Source organism: Megamonas funiformis (assembly GCF_010669225.1).
In the GTDB taxonomy this organism is placed as follows: Bacteria; Bacillota; Negativicutes; order Selenomonadales; family Selenomonadaceae; genus Megamonas; species Megamonas funiformis.
Genome location: NZ_CP048627.1, coordinates 68,839 through 86,246 on the forward strand (window position 1 = coordinate 68,839; position 17,408 = coordinate 86,246).

The window sequence follows — 17,408 nt, forward strand, 5'->3', positions numbered from 1 at the left end:
TCTTAAATTTTATCAAAAGCGAATGCTAAAGCTTCTTGTGCTGTTTTAACAGGATGTACTTTTAAGCCATGTAAATCAGGAGGGATATCTTTAGCATTTTCTTCAGGAATAATCAAAGTTTTGATACCAGCTTGGCTAGCACCATAAGCTTTTTCAAAGACACCGCCTACAGGACGAACTAATCCTTGAATAGAGATTTCACCAGTAATGGCGATATCCTGACGAATTGGTTTTTGGGTAATAGCAGAAATCAAAGCTATTAAAATGGCTGTTCCAGCAGATGGCCCATCAATATTACCGCCACCGATTATATTGATGTGAATATCATAATCATGGATATCTTCATTTGTGAGTTTGCGTACAACAGCAGCAGCATTGAAAACAGAGTCTTGAGCCATAGAGCCAGCTGTTTGATTAAAACGCAAGATACCTTTACCTTTTTCATGAGCTTTAAAAGCGATAGCTTCAATTTCGATAACAGAACCAATGAAACCAGCAACGCCTAAGCCAAAAATTTTACCAATCTCACTAGTGTCAGAAGCTTTTTTAGTGATAAATGGTGTTAAGCGACTTACTTGAGCCACAGTATAGATATCTTCTTTAGTGATTAATATATTATCCATATCATTTTCTTGGCGAACGAGAGCATTACTGTAAGCGTCAGCTAAGATATTGATAGCTTTACGTCCTTCAATTGTATATTCACTGATAATCTGGGCTACTTCATCATCTAATTTAGCATTTAGTTTATGAGCAGCATTTAAAACTATAGTTTCAATATGCTTTGGAGTCAGCGGTTCAAAATAGATTTCAGCACAACGAGAACGAAGAGCTGGATTTAAATAATAGCTATCGCGAGTTGTAGCTCCAATTAAAACGAAATCAGCAGGCGCACCTTCAGTGAATAATTTTTTGATATATTCTGGTACATTAGGGTCGTTTGGCTCAAAATAAGCAGAGTCAAAATAAGCGCGCTTATCTTCAAGGACTTTTAATAATTCGTTTTGTAAAGTATCATCAAGTTCCCCGATTTCATCAATGAATAAAATACCACCGTGAGCATCTGTAACAAGCCCTGGTTTTGGTTCAGGAATACCGCTGTCAGCTAAATCTCTACGAGCTCCTTGATAAATTGGGTCATGAACAGAACCAAGTAGAGGATTGGCTATACCTCTAGGGTCATAGCGAAGTGTAGTGCCGTCTGTTTCCACAAAAGGTGCATCAGCATTAAATGGTGTATGTGGCTGAGTACATGCTTCTTGAAGTACAAGCCTTGCAGCAGTTGTTTTCCCTACGCCAGGAGGGCCATAAAGTATTAGATGTTGAGGATAAGGTGAGCTTAATTTTGCTTTTAAAGCTTTAATAGCTCTTTCTTGTCCTATGATTTCAGATAAATTTTCTGGTCGTAACAATTCCATGATGGATTTTGTTAGATGAATTTTATTTTTATCTTCTAGCTGTTGTAGTTTTGCTAATGATTGAGAAGATTCTTTAAGAGAACTTTCTTCTTTAAGGATTTGTTTTTTTATATCGAAAATATAATCTTGATGATTTTCTTCCATCTTCGCAGATATGCGTTTTTCTAATTCATCTTCAAAAGAACGACGTGCCATGATATTGGCTAAATAATCCATCATTTCTTTTAAAAGTGTAGGAATTTCATCATCTTTAGGCAATTTATCTAAAGTAGGATTTTCATAAACTATTTTTTGTAGACCTAAGATACGTTGATTGCGGTTATTTGAGCGAATTAGCGTTAAAGCTTCTAATTTGCTCGCTTTTAATACAAGACGGTCAGCACCTTCGATATCGACTAAGATATCATAAAGAGCATCAATATCATGGTCTATAGGTTCAACTACAATTTCTTCAGGAGTATTTTCAACTTTTGTAGCAGAAATATTAGGCTGCTGTAATTTTACAGCAGCCTTAGTTGTTCGAGATTTTTTTTTAGATTTGAAAAAACGAGAAAATATACTCATAATTGCCTCTTATTTTTCTACAACGTGTACAGTGATTGTACTTGTTATTTCAGGGTGAACTTTGATTGTTGCAGTGTAATCACCGAGACAAGTTATATTTTTTATATCGATTTTGCGTTTATCAATATCAATATTGTGTTTTTCTTTAAGTGTTAAAGCAACATCTTTACTTGTAACAGAGCCGAATAAACGACTGCCTTCGCCAACGCGAACAGGAATAGTGATTTCTACTTGGGATAATTGGGAAGCCATTAAACGAGCTTCATCACTAGCTTGTTGTTTTTTGCGTTCAGCAGATTTTTTCTGAGCTTGAGCTACATTTATATTTTGTTTAGTTGCTTCTACTGCATATTTTTTAGCGATGAGGAAATTTCTACCATATCCTTCAGCAACTTCTACGATATCGCCTTTTTTACCAACTTTTTTAAGATCTTGCAACATTATTACTTTCATTCTTATCAGCCTCTTTCATATATGACAATGTAGTATTTACTACATCTTGTTTTAATTCTTTTAAAGGTCTATTTTTTACTTGGGAGCCAGCCACATTTTGATGACCGCCACCACCAAATTGTTCCATGATGACTTGGACATTGATTTCACCAGTGGAACGAGCGCTTACACCAATGACATTATCTTTTAAGCGGAAAAATACAATACTTACGCGTACATTTTCAATTCCCAATAAATCATCAGCGATTTTTCCTGATATAGCTTGAATACTATTGGCATTATCAGGACAAACTGCTACAACTAAGCCTTCTGGATAGAAAACAGAATTAGCAATAGCAGTACATTCAGCAAGATTAGTTTCATAATCTGTGCGGAATAAATAATGAACTACTTCAGGGTCAGCACCACAACGACGTAAATGCGATACAGCATCAAATGTACGAACACCAGTATTGACACGGAAGTTTTTCGTATCGACAACTATACCAGAATAAAGAGCAGTAGCTTCTAAACGTGATAACTTGATATTTTCATTGAAATACATCAATAATTCAGTTACCAATTCACTTGTAGAAGAAGAATATGGCTCAATATAGATTAATAATGCATTTTTGATTACATTTTCAGAACGACGATGATGGTCGATTACAATGACATTATTTATTGATTGCAATAAATCAGGACTAGCCACAAGATGAGGTATATGTGTATCGACTACGAATAATGCAGGATTTAAAGCAGTCATTGCTAGTGCTTCTTTTTGCGTGATAAAGAGATTTTCAAAGTCTTTATCAGTTTTGCAAAGACTGATTAATTTATCTACACCTTCATTCATATCACTTAAAATGATATAAACAGGTTTTCCCATTTGACGAGCCATACGCGATACACCTATGGCAGAGCCTAGACTATCAAAATCTTCATTGTGATGTCCCATGACAAACACAACATCAGCAGCTTCCATGCGTTCAAAAACAGCATGAGCGACAACGCGAGCTTTTACACGGGTATGTTTTTCTACAGCTTTGGATTTTCCACCAAAGAATTGAACTTTACCATCTAAGTCAACAGCTACCTGGTCTCCACCTCTACCCAATACTAAGTCAAGATGAGATTGAGCAAGAGCACCTAATTCTTCCATAGAAGTTTTTGGTCTGCTTTGAATTAAACCGATACTCAAAGTAACAGGGAATTTGTTATCGCCGTGAAGATTGCGAACCTTGTCTAAGATATCGAATTTTTCACTGACAGCTAAATCAAGAGCATGGCGTTCTAAGATGATTACATACATATCATCAGAGATGCGACGAAGTAATCCACCTAGAGAATGAGACCATTTATCTAAAAGACTATTGACTTCAAATAAGATAGATGTACGTTGAGCTTCACTTAACCCTTGCATAACGTCATCATAATTATCTATTTGGATATAACCAAATACCATAGTACGCATAGCTGTATCTAATTTAAAACGTTCATATTCTGAAATATCATAGATATATAAAGTCATCAAATGGCTATCATCATCAGTATTTACTGGTCGATAGATTACCATGTAGAATTTATTATCTTGAGAAAAGATATATTGACCATTGCGGTTCCAAATATTATCGATAGGAATGTTTGGCCAAATATCAGTTATAAAAGAACCTATTTCAGGTGGTTGCTTGAGCCAGCGTTCTAATTCATGATTATACCATTCTAAACGTAAATCTTTATTGATAACCATGATTACTTGAGGTAATTGTTCCAAAGCATAATTAGATAATTCATTTACATTTTTAATGACATTTTCATAGTAAGCTTTTAGATTTTTGCGTCGTTCAATACTGCGTTCTTTTAGATAAAAGAATAAACATATCCATAAAACAATACCGCCACTAAATATATACCAATTGTATTGAAATAATATGACTAATAATATCAAAGAAACTATTAAAGTAACACATATATCAATCCAAGTGGATAATTTATTAGGCATAAAATTACCTCCTAAACATCATTGCTATTTTTGAATTTCTTTCGATAATCGAAAATCATATCAAAGAAGCCAGCAAGAGCAATGATTTGAGCAATTATCATGTTTAGACATAACATAATGATAATGAAAATCCAAACAGCAGTTGGCCAATTTTTTAATTTATAAAAAAATCTTATGACAGATAAGCCTTGTACTAAACCTAAGACATTAGCACATAAATAAGTGTTTAGGGCAATTTGATAAAGTAGCGTAATACTGCGAGTATCGCCCCAATACATGCCGATTAAAGAAAAGGCATATATATATATGAAAACTTTAGGGAAACGCCATAATCTAAATGGTGGCAAAGAGTTAATATTTGTAGTTCCCAAGCGTTTTAATAAAAAAGAACTAGCAATATAATTAATCACTAATTTTATTACAGCATTTAAAATAAAAATCATAGGTAAGACAAGCGCAAGAGTTTCTATTAAATGCTGGGTTTGTCTTTGTGCATCAATCATAGCTTCTGAAGTTATGCCCATAGAATTAAACATTTCATTTGTATCAAGCATAGCTGTTTTAAAAGCATCTAATTGGTCTACAAATAAATTTATACCTGTCAGATAGAATGTACATATTAAAAATAGACATACACCAATGATTGAAGCTACAAAAGATGTAGCAAAAATCTTTACAGCAGACCAACAATGATTATAGCCAAAACCTAAAGTTAAAGCTAGAGGCACTGAACCTAGGACAAGTGGTATGGCAGTAACAGGTGTTAAAAATACACATAATAAAATACTAGCAATTAAAGCACTAAATATACCATATTTAAGATTATGTTTGGCTGTAATAATTGTAATAGGTAAAGTCCAAAATAAAATAATAAAAGGTATATAAATTCCTGCCATAGCAATGATTACTGTTATAGCAGTCAATAGGCTACTTTCAGTTAAGGGTCGTAGCTTAGCATTTTTCATAAAAAAATCCTTTCATTAAGAGATAGTTTAATAATTGATAAACCTTAATTCTTAATTATAATATAAAAACTATATTACTGCAAAAACTAAAAACACTTTCTAAATAAAAATTAGAAAGTGTTTTTTATTAATTATTAAGCTTTAAATACACATTTTCCATCGAGCCAAGTTTCTTTGAGCTCATAATCAGGAGTTATGATAAGGAAGTCAGCTTTTTTACCAATAGCAATGCTACCAAGTTCATCATCAACACCGAAGCGTTTTGCTGGATTTAATGATGCCATATTAACAGCATGAATAGGATTTTCATGTAATTCTAAAACGAGGCGACGAACTTCTTTTAAAAGAGTTGTTGTACTGCCAGCGAGATTACCACTATCAATACGAGCAATTCCATCTTTTACATTAAATGGTAAAGTGCCAAGCATATAGCGACCATCTTTTAAGCCAGTGCCTTGAATTGCATCACTTACGAGTAAAGCTTTATCTTTTGGTTTATTCTGTAAGAGAATTTTCATAGCTGGTAAAGAAACATGAATACCATCAGCAATGAGTTCGGCATATACATCATTGCGAGTCATGATAGCACCTAATAAATTAGGATTGCGATGATGGAGTTGTTCCATAGCACAGTAAGTATGAACACCAGCATCAGCACCCATATCAAAACAAGCACAAGCTTCTTCGTAATTTGCACTGCTATGACCTAAGGAAACTTTGATTTTTAAATCTTGTGTTATCCATTTAGTGAATTTTGGTGCATCTTCTTTTTCAGGTGCAATGATAATGGATTTTACAGTGTTATATTCAGCCATTTTTTCGATTTCTTCTTTATTTAATGGGCGAATATGTTCTTCAGGGTGAGCTCCTTTGTGTTTACTTGTGATATAAGGTCCTTCAATGAACATACCAAGAATACGAGCACTATTTAATGTACCTTTACATTCAGCTACATTGGCAATAGCTTTATAGATATCTTCAAGTGGAGCTGTTACTGTAGTTGGCATCCATGTAGTAGTACCTTGAGTTAAAAGATAATCCCCAATACTTTTTAAAGCCTCTGGAGTGGAGTCCATAGTGTCATGACCTACAGCACCATGGATATGAGTATCAATAAGACCTGGAATAATGAATGCATCATTATATTTTTTTACAGGAATATTTTCTTTTTCGACGTCTTCTTTAGAAAGAAAACCAGCAAATTTATTATCTTCAACAATTAGATAATTATTGCTTTCAATAAAATCTGCAGTAAAAATTTTTTGAGCCTTAATAGCAATTTTAGTCATTAAGAACACTTCCTCGATTTTTTTTATTTTGAGAACGAGATTGGAATACTTGAATTCTGGACTGATGACTATCAACTAAAATTTCAGATAAACTTAAAGCTGTTTGATTAGCTCTGCTAAAGAGTGCTTCTAATAAAACAGGAACATTAGTTCCACTGATAACCTTACTATTTGGTAAATGTGTGGATAAAATAACGCTTTGATTAAAAGGTGTACCGCCTGCTATATCTGTGCAGAAAATAATATCAGAACAATTTAAGCGGTCAACAGCTTCTTGTAATTGTTTAGCTAATTCTGTATTTGTAGAACCGATAGGAAAATCAATCGCTTCAAATTTATCTTGTTTGCCAGCAATAACTTCAATAGATGAAGCAAGGCCAGATGCAAAGTTACCATGTCCTGTAACTATAATACCTATCAACAAAAAAACCTCCCTGGAGTGAATATCCTCATATTTTAAATTCTTTCTATATTAATTGTATCATAAAATAAGTATATCTACAGTTTATTTAATGTATTTTTTTAAGTATATAACTAAATGATAATAATTATTAAAAAGTAAAAAAAAGCTATAAAAAATTAATTTTATTTAGTAAAACATAGAATAATGAAGAATATAAAAGAAAATATGAGAAAAAAGGAGATAATATGGAATTTTTAGCGTTTGATTTATTGTTAGTATAATCATATAATATACACATAAGGAACAAACAATATTGATAAGGAATTAGAAATTATCAATTTATTTAATGTGTATATATCTAAGTATTGGAGGAATTTATAATGAAAAAATGGGTTTGCAGTATTTGTGGTTATGTATATGAAGGTGAAAGCGCACCAGAACAGTGCCCAATTTGTAAAGCACCAGCAGATAAATTTGTAGAACAATCCGGTGAATTAGTATTCGCTGACGAACATCGTGTAGGCGTAGCAAAAGGTGCTGACCCTCGCATTATCGAAGGTTTACAGCAGAATTTCACTGGCGAATGCACAGAAGTTGGTATGTACCTCGCTATGAGCCGTGTTGCTGAACGTGAAGGTTATCCTGAAATCGCTGATGCTTACAAACGTTATGCTTTTGAAGAAGCAGAACATGCTGCAAAATTTGCTGAACTTCTCGGTGAAGTTGTAACTGACAGCACTAAGAAAAATCTTGAACTCCGTGTTGCTGCTGAACATGGTGCATGCGCTGGTAAAAAAGAACTTGCTACTTTAGCTAAAGAACTTGGCTTAGATGCAGTTCATGATACAGTTCATGAAATGGCTAAAGACGAAGCTCGTCATGGTTGCGGTTTCAATGGCCTCTTAAAACGTTACTTCGGTAAATAATTTGATATAGATAGGATTATTAAAAGAGTATGGTGTAAGTGAATGAACTGCACCATACTCTTTTTTATTTTTATAAATAGTTATTGAATGTTATAAATTTATATTAGTATAATAAATTTGATAGAATTTTTATTAAATTTTTTGAGGATTGATTTTATGAGTTACACAGGTTCATTATTTAATTTTATTAACAATTCAACATCATCATTTCATACAGTTTTAAATGCACAATCATATTTGATAAAAAATGGTTTTGAAGAAGTCAATTTTAGTGAAGATTGGCAATTAAAAGCAGATAAAAAATATTTTACGAAGATATATGATTCAACATTGATTGCATTTATTCCACATCAAAATTTGCGTGAAGGCATGAAAATTGCTGTTAGTCATACAGATTTTCCTTGTTTAAAGATAAAACCTAGTGCTGATATTATGCAAAATGATTATGGCAAATTAAATGTAGAAATTTATGGTGGTATGATTTTAAATACATGGTTTGATAGACCATTATCCATAGCGGGAAAAGTCGTTTTGAAAGGTCAAGATTGTTATCAGCCAGATGTGAAATTTGTAGATTTTAAACGACCATTGATGATTATTCCTAATCTTGCTATTCACATGGATAGAAGTATTAATTCAGGTAAAAGTATAAGTAAACAAAAAGAAATGTTGCCTTTAGCTTTTATGCAAACTGAAAATAATAGTGAAGATGAATTAGCAAATGATAATAGTAAATTAATTAAATTGTTAGCTGAAGAATTATCTTGCACTCAAGAAGATATTTTGAGCTATGATTTAACTGTATATCAAGTGGAAACTCCATATTATTTAGGTTTTGTAGGTGAATTAGTAACAGCACCTAGATTAGATAATATAACTTCTGTTAAAGCTTGTATTGAAGGAATTATCGCTGACAAGCGTAAGGTAGGTTTAGATATAGCTGTTTTATTTGATAATGAAGAAGTGGGCAGTAGAACAAAACAGGGCGGAGCTTCTAATGTTTTATCAAATGTAATTGAACGCATTTATATGGCTTTTGGTTATACTAGACAGGCATTTTTGGCAGATTTAGCAAAGAGCTTTATGTTATCTATAGATGTAGCTCATGCTATGCATCCTAATTATGTAGAGAAAAATGATTTGACTAATAAGCCAATATTAAATAAAGGTTTGGCTATAAAAATGGCAGCTAGTCAATCGTATGCAGGAGATGCTGAAGCTATTGCTATCGTAAGAGCTTTATGTGAAAAATATAAAATAAATTATCAGATGTATGTAAATAATTCAGATATTTCAGGTGGGTCAACTATAGGCTCAATAGCTTCCGCTTTATTGACTATGAGAACATTAGATGTAGGTATTCCTATTTTAGCTATGCATTCAGCACGAGAAACTATGGGGAAAGATGACCAAAAATCTTTAGAAAAATTAGTTAGAGTATTTTTTGAAGGTTTTTATTAAAATATAGAGGTGATATAGATGAAAGTTTTAGTAGTGATGCCATTTAAAGATAAGCATAAAGCATTAATGGCTCAAAATTTTCCTCAAGTAGAATTTATTTATGAACGCAATCCAGGCAAAGAACTAGTGGAAAATGTGGAGGCAATTATTGGCAATGTTAAGCCGAGTCTATTGAAAGATGCTAAAAATTTAAGATGGTTGCAATTAAATAGCGCAGGTACTGATGGATACTGTGAAAAAGGTATTTTGCCAATGCAGACTATATTGACTAATGCTACAGGGGCATATGGTTTAGCTTTATCTGAATATATGCTTGCTGTATTGATGGCTATGCAGAAAAAATTATATAGTTATCACGATAATCAAAAACAATCTCTATGGAAAGATGAAGGCGAAGTAACTTCTATTTTTGAGTCTACTATCTTAGTTGTGGGTTTAGGTGATATAGGAAGTTGTTTTGCTAAACGAGTAAAAGCCCTAGGAGCAAAGGTTATCGGTATTAAGCGTCGCCTTGGTGAAAAACCAGACTATGTGGATGAATTAGTTAGTCTAGATAAATTAAATGAGTATTTACCTAAAGTTGATATAGTAGCTACTGTATTGCCAGGAACGAAAGCGACTTATCAGATTTTTGATAAAGAAAAATTCGCTTTGATGAAAAAAGGTGCCTTCTTTATTAATGCAGGTCGTGGAAGTGCTGTAGTTGAAGATGATTTAATAGAAGCTTTAAATTCAAATCATTTAGCAGGTGCTGCTATTGATGTAACGCATATAGAGCCATTACCACAAACAAGTGCTTTATGGCAGACAAAAAATCTGCATATTACACCACATACAGCAGGTCAATATCATTTGGCAAAGACCTTAGATAATATAGTGAATATCGCTAAAGGTAATTTGCAAGCTTTGATAGATGGCAAAGAATTAAAAAATATTGTCGATTTTGAAACTGGATATAAAAAATAAAAATAGCCACTCATTATAGTGATAAATAATGAGTGGCTTTGTTTTTTATATTAAGCTTTCCAAAGGCTGTGAAGATTGCAATAAGCATAAGCTGTAATTACTTCTTCACCATCTAAAAGAGCAAATTGAGCTGTTGGAGGAGTATTAGGTTGTAGTACCTTACGTTGATTGCCTTTATTTGTTTCAAGTGATATCCATTCAATATAATGTTCAGGAATCATAGGATGTTCAACAGAGCCTACAGAAACAGTAACAATATTTCCTTCTTGAGAAATCACAGGAACGTGTTTTTCTACAGCAGCATCAGTAGTACCAGGAATAATTTCTTTCATTTTTTCACCACAGCAGATAACAGGCACGCCTTTATCTTTTACAAAAGCAATGATATTACCGCAGTGTGAACAAATATAAAATTTTTGAGACATAAAAATCCCTCCTCAAATATATAATAATTATATTATAGCATTATATACAGATACAGACCTAGCATTTAATGTATTTTGTTGGTAAATTTTAGGTCTATTTTGTGGTTTGATAAATGCTTTATCATCAAATTCTGTATTGATAATTAACTGCCAAGGCGTATCATGTGGAAGTGATGGTAAATTAATGCGATGATTTTCCCAGTGAGCGTTGATAGCGATATAGATAAAATCATCACGACCATCTTCTGTTTTGCCTGTCAACATAATGCAGACAACACGATTGCCATGAGAAGAGTCAAATTGCCATGGATTAATACCATGTAAGCTTACAGCAGGATAATTTTTAGGTGTACCCTCAGAAGCACGGCGGAAAAGAGGGTGTTCTTTTCTAAACGCAATTAGCTGTTTGAAGAATAAGAACATATCATGATTTTCTTGTAATTGGTTCCAATTCAACCATGAAGTTTCATTATCTTGGCAGTAAGCATTATTATTGCCAAATTGAGAATTACAAAATTCATCACCAGCTAAAAGCATAGGAATACCAATGCTACAGAATAAGATTGTTGCAGCATTGCGTACCATTTTTCTACGCAAAGTCAAAATTTCAGGGTCTGTTGTTTCGCCTTCAACACCACAGTTCCAACTGATATTATCATTAGCACCATCTGTATTATTCCATCCATTTTCTTCATTGTGTTTTTCATTGTAAGAAAATAAATCCCACAATGTGAAGCCATCATGACAAGTAATGAAGTTGATGGAAGCATAATTGCCTCGATTAGAAGGATTGTAAATATCTTCAGAACCAGTGATACGATTTACTATAGCTTGAGCAAAACCTAAATCGCCTTTGAGGAAATGGCGAACATCATCACGATAATGACCATTCCATTCAGACCATTTACCATAAGCAGGGAATGTACCTACTTGATATAATCCACCAGCGTCCCATGCTTCAGCAATTAAAATAGTATTATTGAGCAATGGGTCAAAGGTCAATAATTCTAAAAGTGGAGGGTTACTCATAGGAGAACCGTCTTGATTGCGTCCTAAGATGGAAGCTAAGTCAAAACGGAAGCCATCAATATGATATTCAGCTGTCCAATGGCGTAGACAGTTTAAAATCATTTGGCGAACAATTGGATTATTGCAATTTAAAGTATTACCACAACCACTGAAATTATAATATTCACCATTTGGCCCTAGAATATAATAGGCTTTATTATCAATACCCTTAAAGGATATATATGGGCCACGTTCATCGCCTTCTGCTGTATGATTAAAAACAACATCAAGAATAACTTTTATATTATTTTTATGTAATTCTTTAATTAGATTTTTAAATTCATAATTTTGCATGGAGTATTTTCCACTAGCAGCATAGCCCGCTTTAGGCGCAAAAAAAGATATTGGATTATAACCCCAATAATTTAAAAGGCGATTACCTTTACTATCATAACGAATAGTATCGTTAATGACATCTTCATTTTCATCAAATTCAAAGATTGGTAAAAATTCAACAGCATTGATACCTAATTCTTTGAGATAAGGAATTTTTTCAATAAATCCAGCATAAGTCCCAGGGTGTTTTACTTTGGAAGCTTCATGACGAGTGAAACCACGTAAATGGGTTTCATAAATGATTAAATCACCATGGTCTGTTTTTTGTGGTAAATCAGAGTCTAATTCAAAATCACTGATTACTACTTTGGAACGATATTGAAATATATTATCTTTATCTGGCAATTTACCCCATTCGTTGCGACCAGAGACCATTTTAGCATATGGGTCTAAGATGATTTTGCGACGGTCGTAAATATCGCCAGTGGTTTTATCATATTTTCCATCAATGCGAAAACCATATTCTATATTTTCATAATCTAAATCGAGTACAATCATGGCAAAAACGTTGCCAACACGATAATTTTCAGGATATGGAATTATCGCAAAAGGTTTAGGTGCTCTGTCTTTGAATAATACTAATTCACAACTTGTAGCACCGGCTGAATATATGCAAAAATTAACTCCTCCAGGAACAATAGAGGAGCCGTTTAAGCGGAAAAATCCGCGTCTAATTTTAAATTGTTTGAACGTATCAGTAGGCAGAATATCTAATTGCATGATAACACCTCATTAATGTATCAGAGCATATTTTTTTATAGCATCATCAATTGAAGGAGCGAGTTCAATTGTATCTGTTAAACCTGTTAAATCAAATATTTCTGATATTTTATCAATTATGGAAACAAAGATTGCTTTTATATTTAATAATTTAGCTTTGTTGGCAATATTAGAAAGTAAATATAGACCATAATTAGAAATGTAATTACAATCAGACATATCAATTATAATATTGTCACTAGAAGTCATTTTATCTAAAATTTCAATTTTTGCTTGTTGTGCAGTAGATATATCTAATTTACCCTTTATTGCTATAATGTGAAGTTTTTCCTTTTGATTAGTGCGAGTTTCCAATATAGTAAATACCTCCTAATGACTATAAATAAAAATAATATTATAATAAATTTTAGCTATACAAAAATATAAATAATACTACTAATGTATATATATTAGCTAAATAAGCAATATATTGTAAATTGGAATATAACGATATCTGCCTACTAATATAAAATTTAATATAGTTTTAAATTTTATTATAGCTAGAAATAGGGATTTATATATCTGAATAAAATGACTAAAAGTAAATTATATTATGGTATATTTCCTAATATTATTTTATAAAAGTTTACACTGTTTTGCAAGTATTAGAGCCTTATTTGTTAGCTTTGGTCAATAAAAAATCAATGCAGAAATTAATCTGCATTGATTTTATTATTATTATTTATTTAATGGTTTTTTTAAGATAGCTAAGAGAATCATAGAAACGACAGCACCTATAGCTATAGCTAATAAGTACATGAGAGGATTTCCGATTGTTGGAACAACGAAAATACCACCGTGAGGAGCACGAAGAGTACATTCAAAAGCCATAGACAAAGCACCAGCCACAGCAGACCCGATAACACAAGATGGAATTACACGAGCAGGGTCAGCAGCAGCAAATGGAATTGCACCTTCAGTGATGAAAGATAATCCCATTACATAGTTTGTGATACCAGATTTTCTTTCAGCTTCAGTGAAGCGATTGCCAAAGAATGTAGTACAAAGAGCAATAGCGATTGGAGGAACCATACCACCTGCCATAACAGAAGCCATAATACCAAATTCACCATCAGCTAAAAGAGCAGTACCTGTTACATATGCTGCTTTGTTGAATGGACCACCCATATCGATGGACATCATACCGCCAACGATAATACCGATTAAAATACAGCTACTAGGATCCATACCTTTTAATGTTTCCACAAGCCATGTATTAATAGCACTTACAGGAGGGTTGATAATGAAGGTAATAGCAATACCCATCAATAATACACCAAATAAAGGATAGATTAAGATAGTTTTGATACCTTCGAGAGACTCAGGTAATACTTTGCAAACTTTTCTAAGACCTAAAATGATATAACCAGCAGCAAAACCTGCGATTAAAGCACCCAAGAAACCAGAACCACCAGTGTTTGCCATAGCACCACCAACGAAACCAGCAACAAGACCTGGGCGGTCAGCAATACTCATACCGATAAATCCAGCAAGTACAGGAAGCATAAATCCGAAAGAAACACCGCCGACATTTTTGAAGAAGGCAGCAAGTGGAGTATTAGAACCGAAATTAGAAGGATTAGCTGGATCGTAAACATCGACTAAGAATGCAATAGCAATTAAGATACCACCGCCAACAACGAATGGAAGCATATGAGAAACACCATTCATTAAGTGTTTATAAAGTTGACGACCGATACTTTCATTTTCACTAGAAGCAGTGGAAGCACTGTCATCATCGCCAGAACCTTTATAGATAGGAGCATCTTGAGCCATTGCTTTATCTAAAAGTTCATCAGCTTTATTGATACCATTAGCTACTTTAGTAATGATAACGTGTTTACCATTGAAACGAGCCATTGGTACATTTTTATCAGCAGCAACGATAATACATTTTGCATTAGCGATATCTTCATCAGTTAATATATTTTTTCTACCGCCAGCGCCATTTGTTTCAACTTTGATGGAAATATTTTTGCGTTTAGCATGTTGTTCTAAGGATTCAGCTGCCATATAAGTATGAGCGATACCAGTAGGGCAAGCTGTAACAGCTAACACATCATAACCAGTAGAAGTTTCTTCTTTGGCAGGTGCAGTTTCTGCTTTAGTTTCTTCTTCAGTTGGTGGATTTTCTTTATCATTGATTAATTTTAAGAATTCATCTACAGATTTTGCAGCGATTAAGGATTCTTTAAAATCAGGATCCATTACCATCATAGCGAGTTTACTTAATAATTCTACATGTAAATCGCTTGCAGTATCTGGAGCTGCAATCATGAAGAATAAGCGAGATGGATTGCCGTCTAAAGCTTCAAAGTCCATACCATCAGGAATAACCATAGCAGCAAGACCAGCTTCTTTTACAGCAGCGCTTTTTGCATGTGGTGTAGCGATACCATCGCCTAATCCAGTGGAACCAGATTCTTCACGAGCTATTACGGCTTTTAAGTATTCTTCTTTGTTATTGAGGTTACCGCTTTTTTCCATTAAATCAGCTAAGATTTCAATAGCTTCAGTTTTGGATTTTGGCGGAGCAACATTTAATTGAATACTAACTGGTTTTAATAAGTCGGTAATTTTCATTTAATATATCTCCTTAATATTATTAACTTTTATGAAGTTAGTTATTTAAAGTTTTTAATAAAGCTTCAACTTCACTGCGAGTTGCTAAATTTTCAGAGAATGCAGAAGCAGAACCAGTAGCAACTCCCATATAGAAAGCTTTTTCATAGCTATTTGTTTCAATATAGCCTGTTAAGAAACCAGCGACCATGGAATCACCAGCACCGATGGAGTTTACTAATTTTCCTTTAGGAACAGGGCTATATGTTATGGAACCATCTTCAGCTACTAAGATAGCACCATCTTTACCCATAGAAACTAATACATTTTTAGCTCCCATATCCTGGAGTTTTTTAGCATAAGTGATAATGTCATCATTGCAAGTTAAAGTAACATTAAACATTTCAGCTAATTCATGGTTGTTAGGTTTGATTAAGAATGGACGATATTTTAAAACATTAAGTAAGAGATTTTTAGTAGCATCAACAACGATATTGATGTTGCGATTTTCTAAACGAGCCATGATTTTTTCATAGATATCATCTGGCAAAGTTTTAGGAATACTACCAGCTAAAACTAAAGTATCACCAGCAGTTAATTTATCTAATTTAGCAAATAATTCTTCAATAGCATTTGCTGGAATATCAGGGCCTTGACCATTGACTTCAGTTTCTTCGTCATTTGTTTTAATTTTTACATTTATACGAGAAAAGCCATTTGGTAATTCAATGAAATCACTTTTACAACCAAAGCTATGAAGCTGGCGAATGATTTCTTTTCCAGTGAAACCGGAAATAAAGCCTAAAGCTGTACTATCAATACCAAGATTTTTCAATACGATAGAAACGTTTATACCTTTTCCGCCACCTAAAACTTGTTCATAATTTACACGGTTAGTAGCTCCAGCAATAAATTCTGGCATGCGAACAATATAATCGATAGCAGGATTAAATGTTACAGTATAAATCATTTACAACACCTCCATGATATTTGTATAATCAAGATATTTTTTATCTTTTAAGATGTCAGTGATGATGATGGCATCTTCTAAGTTAGCAAAAGTTATAGGTGTTATTTGGTCAAATTTAGTGGAGTCAGCCAAGACATAAGCTTCTTGACAGTGTTTTAAAGCAGTTTTTTTCACACAAGCTTCAACACTATCAGGAGTAGAAAACCCTGCCTGAAGGCTAATACCATTTGTGCCAAAGAAGCCTTTAGTAAAATTATAAGGTTGAAGATTTTCGATAGATGTTGTGCCGATAATAGCTCCAGTAGATTTTTTTAATTGACCACCAATGATGAAAGCATTAAAACCTTTATCAGTTAATTTTTGAGCATGAATAATGCCATTTGTTATATAGGTTGCTTTTTTTTCAGTTAAATGGTCGATGATTAATTCTGTAGTAGTACCAGCATCAATATAAATTAAATCATGAGGTTTTACTAAACTAGCAGCTTTTTTGGCGATTAAGTTCTTTTCTGTAATTTGTAAATCATGTTTAGTGTGAATGTCTTTTTCATCAGCAGTATAAAAATCAATGCTAGTTGCTCCGCCATAGACTTTACGGAGTTTTCCAGCTTTATCAAGTGCTGTCAAATCACGACGAATAGTAGATTCAGATGTATTTAATAAAGTAGTTAATTCTAATAAAGTAACGCTAGATTTAGTTTTTAGTAAATTTAAAATAGCACAATGACGATCTTGTGTTAACATAAGCTCACCTCATTTCAAGATTATTATATCACTCAAACCCAATCAAAGTCAATCATAAAATGATTGAAATCTGCTAATATAAATCAAAGTCAGTCAATTGAATTATAATTATCTCCGT

At 33.1% G+C, this 17,408-nt stretch carries 15 protein-coding genes; 3 read left to right on the forward strand and 12 right to left on the reverse strand.

Features of this window, described 5'->3' with window-relative positions; translation table 11 throughout:
* Window positions 1–2: 2 nt before the first annotated feature.
* From lonC to agaF, 6 genes are all read right to left on the reverse strand, one after another.
* Window positions 3–1,982 (reverse strand): Lon family ATP-dependent protease, encoded by a 1,980-nt coding sequence (gene lonC / locus GXM21_RS00305; protein WP_008539153.1) that lies wholly within the window; start codon window positions 1,980–1,982, stop codon window positions 3–5.
* Window positions 1,983–1,991: 9 nt separating this feature from the next.
* Entirely contained in the window at window positions 1,992–2,435 is a 444-nt protein-coding gene (gene rplI / locus GXM21_RS00310) for a 50S ribosomal protein L9 (RefSeq protein WP_008539152.1), read from the reverse strand.
* Window positions 2,407–4,416 (reverse strand): DHH family phosphoesterase, encoded by a 2,010-nt coding sequence (locus tag GXM21_RS00315; RefSeq protein WP_008539151.1) that lies wholly within the window; start codon window positions 4,414–4,416, stop codon window positions 2,407–2,409. Before GXM21_RS00315 ends, rplI begins: the two co-directional genes overlap by 29 nt.
* Before the next feature lie 11 nt (window positions 4,417–4,427).
* Complete coding sequence (locus GXM21_RS00320) at window positions 4,428–5,381, reverse strand: YybS family protein (protein ID WP_008539150.1); 954 nt, start codon at window positions 5,379–5,381, stop codon at window positions 4,428–4,430.
* A 134-nt stretch (window positions 5,382–5,515) separates the two neighbouring features.
* The gene (gene nagA, locus GXM21_RS00325) at window positions 5,516–6,670 is read right to left on the reverse strand and encodes an N-acetylglucosamine-6-phosphate deacetylase (protein WP_008539149.1); all 1,155 of its coding nucleotides are present in this window, start codon (window positions 6,668–6,670) and stop codon (window positions 5,516–5,518) included.
* Entirely contained in the window at window positions 6,663–7,091 is a 429-nt protein-coding gene (gene agaF, locus GXM21_RS00330) for a PTS galactosamine/N-acetylgalactosamine transporter subunit IIA (protein ID WP_039881461.1), read from the reverse strand. Before agaF ends, nagA begins: the two co-directional genes overlap by 8 nt.
* 362 nt (window positions 7,092–7,453) lie before the next feature.
* Between agaF and GXM21_RS00335 the strand changes: the two genes are divergently transcribed.
* From GXM21_RS00335 to GXM21_RS00345, 3 genes are all read left to right on the forward strand, one after another.
* Window positions 7,454–7,999 (forward strand): NADH peroxidase, encoded by a 546-nt coding sequence (locus GXM21_RS00335; RefSeq protein WP_008539147.1) that lies wholly within the window; start codon window positions 7,454–7,456, stop codon window positions 7,997–7,999.
* Window positions 8,000–8,155: 156 nt separating this feature from the next.
* Window positions 8,156–9,460, forward strand: coding sequence for a M18 family aminopeptidase (locus GXM21_RS00340; RefSeq protein ID WP_008539146.1), 1,305 nt, complete (start codon window positions 8,156–8,158; stop codon window positions 9,458–9,460).
* 18 nt (window positions 9,461–9,478) lie between these two features.
* Window positions 9,479–10,426 (forward strand): D-2-hydroxyacid dehydrogenase, encoded by a 948-nt coding sequence (locus GXM21_RS00345; RefSeq protein WP_008539144.1) that lies wholly within the window; start codon window positions 9,479–9,481, stop codon window positions 10,424–10,426.
* A 50-nt stretch (window positions 10,427–10,476) separates the two neighbouring features.
* Here GXM21_RS00345 and GXM21_RS00350 read toward each other — a convergent pair whose 3' ends face one another.
* The 6 genes from GXM21_RS00350 to GXM21_RS00375 all read right to left on the reverse strand — a co-directional run bounded on the left by GXM21_RS00350 (window position 10,477) and on the right by GXM21_RS00375 (window position 17,290).
* The gene (locus tag GXM21_RS00350; protein WP_008539141.1) at window positions 10,477–10,851 is read right to left on the reverse strand and encodes a desulfoferrodoxin family protein; all 375 of its coding nucleotides are present in this window, start codon (window positions 10,849–10,851) and stop codon (window positions 10,477–10,479) included.
* A 27-nt stretch (window positions 10,852–10,878) separates the two neighbouring features.
* Window positions 10,879–12,975: a glycogen debranching protein gene (locus GXM21_RS00355; RefSeq protein ID WP_008539139.1), complete on the reverse strand. Its 2,097-nt coding sequence runs from the start codon at window positions 12,973–12,975 to the stop codon at window positions 10,879–10,881.
* Between the two features lie 12 nt (window positions 12,976–12,987).
* Window positions 12,988–13,329: an STAS domain-containing protein gene (locus tag GXM21_RS00360; RefSeq protein ID WP_008539137.1), complete on the reverse strand. Its 342-nt coding sequence runs from the start codon at window positions 13,327–13,329 to the stop codon at window positions 12,988–12,990.
* Between the two features lie 363 nt (window positions 13,330–13,692).
* Entirely contained in the window at window positions 13,693–15,597 is a 1,905-nt protein-coding gene (locus tag GXM21_RS00365) for a PTS fructose transporter subunit IIABC (RefSeq protein WP_008539136.1), read from the reverse strand.
* A gap of 37 nt (window positions 15,598–15,634) precedes the next feature.
* Window positions 15,635–16,546: a 1-phosphofructokinase gene (pfkB, locus tag GXM21_RS00370; protein ID WP_008539135.1), complete on the reverse strand. Its 912-nt coding sequence runs from the start codon at window positions 16,544–16,546 to the stop codon at window positions 15,635–15,637.
* Window positions 16,547–17,290, reverse strand: a complete 744-nt coding sequence (locus GXM21_RS00375) for a DeoR/GlpR family DNA-binding transcription regulator (protein ID WP_008539134.1) — start codon at window positions 17,288–17,290, stop codon at window positions 16,547–16,549. It lies immediately after the preceding gene.
* Between the last annotated feature and the right edge of the window lie 118 nt (window positions 17,291–17,408).

Excerpts from the sequence above, each read along its gene's own strand:
- pfkB (WP_008539135.1), bottom strand. The coding sequence starts at position 16,546 with ATGATTTATACTGTAACATTTAATCCTGCTATCGATTATATTGTTCGC.
- GXM21_RS00355 (WP_008539139.1), bottom strand. The coding sequence starts at position 12,975 with ATGCAATTAGATATTCTGCCTACTGATACGTTCAAACAATTTAAAATT.
- GXM21_RS00340 (WP_008539146.1), top strand. The coding sequence starts at position 8,156 with ATGAGTTACACAGGTTCATTATTTAATTTTATTAACAATTCAACATCA.
- GXM21_RS00320 (WP_008539150.1), bottom strand. The coding sequence starts at position 5,381 with ATGAAAAATGCTAAGCTACGACCCTTAACTGAAAGTAGCCTATTGACT.
- nagA (WP_008539149.1), bottom strand. The coding sequence starts at position 6,670 with ATGACTAAAATTGCTATTAAGGCTCAAAAAATTTTTACTGCAGATTTT.
- rplI (WP_008539152.1), bottom strand. The coding sequence starts at position 2,435 with ATGAAAGTAATAATGTTGCAAGATCTTAAAAAAGTTGGTAAAAAAGGC.
- GXM21_RS00375 (WP_008539134.1), bottom strand. The coding sequence starts at position 17,290 with ATGTTAACACAAGATCGTCATTGTGCTATTTTAAATTTACTAAAAACT.
- GXM21_RS00315 (WP_008539151.1), bottom strand. The coding sequence starts at position 4,416 with ATGCCTAATAAATTATCCACTTGGATTGATATATGTGTTACTTTAATA.
- GXM21_RS00335 (WP_008539147.1), top strand. The coding sequence starts at position 7,454 with ATGAAAAAATGGGTTTGCAGTATTTGTGGTTATGTATATGAAGGTGAA.
- GXM21_RS00345 (WP_008539144.1), top strand. The coding sequence starts at position 9,479 with ATGAAAGTTTTAGTAGTGATGCCATTTAAAGATAAGCATAAAGCATTA.
- GXM21_RS00350 (WP_008539141.1), bottom strand. The coding sequence starts at position 10,851 with ATGTCTCAAAAATTTTATATTTGTTCACACTGCGGTAATATCATTGCT.
- GXM21_RS00365 (WP_008539136.1), bottom strand. The coding sequence starts at position 15,597 with ATGAAAATTACCGACTTATTAAAACCAGTTAGTATTCAATTAAATGTT.
- lonC (WP_008539153.1), bottom strand. The coding sequence starts at position 1,982 with ATGAGTATATTTTCTCGTTTTTTCAAATCTAAAAAAAAATCTCGAACA.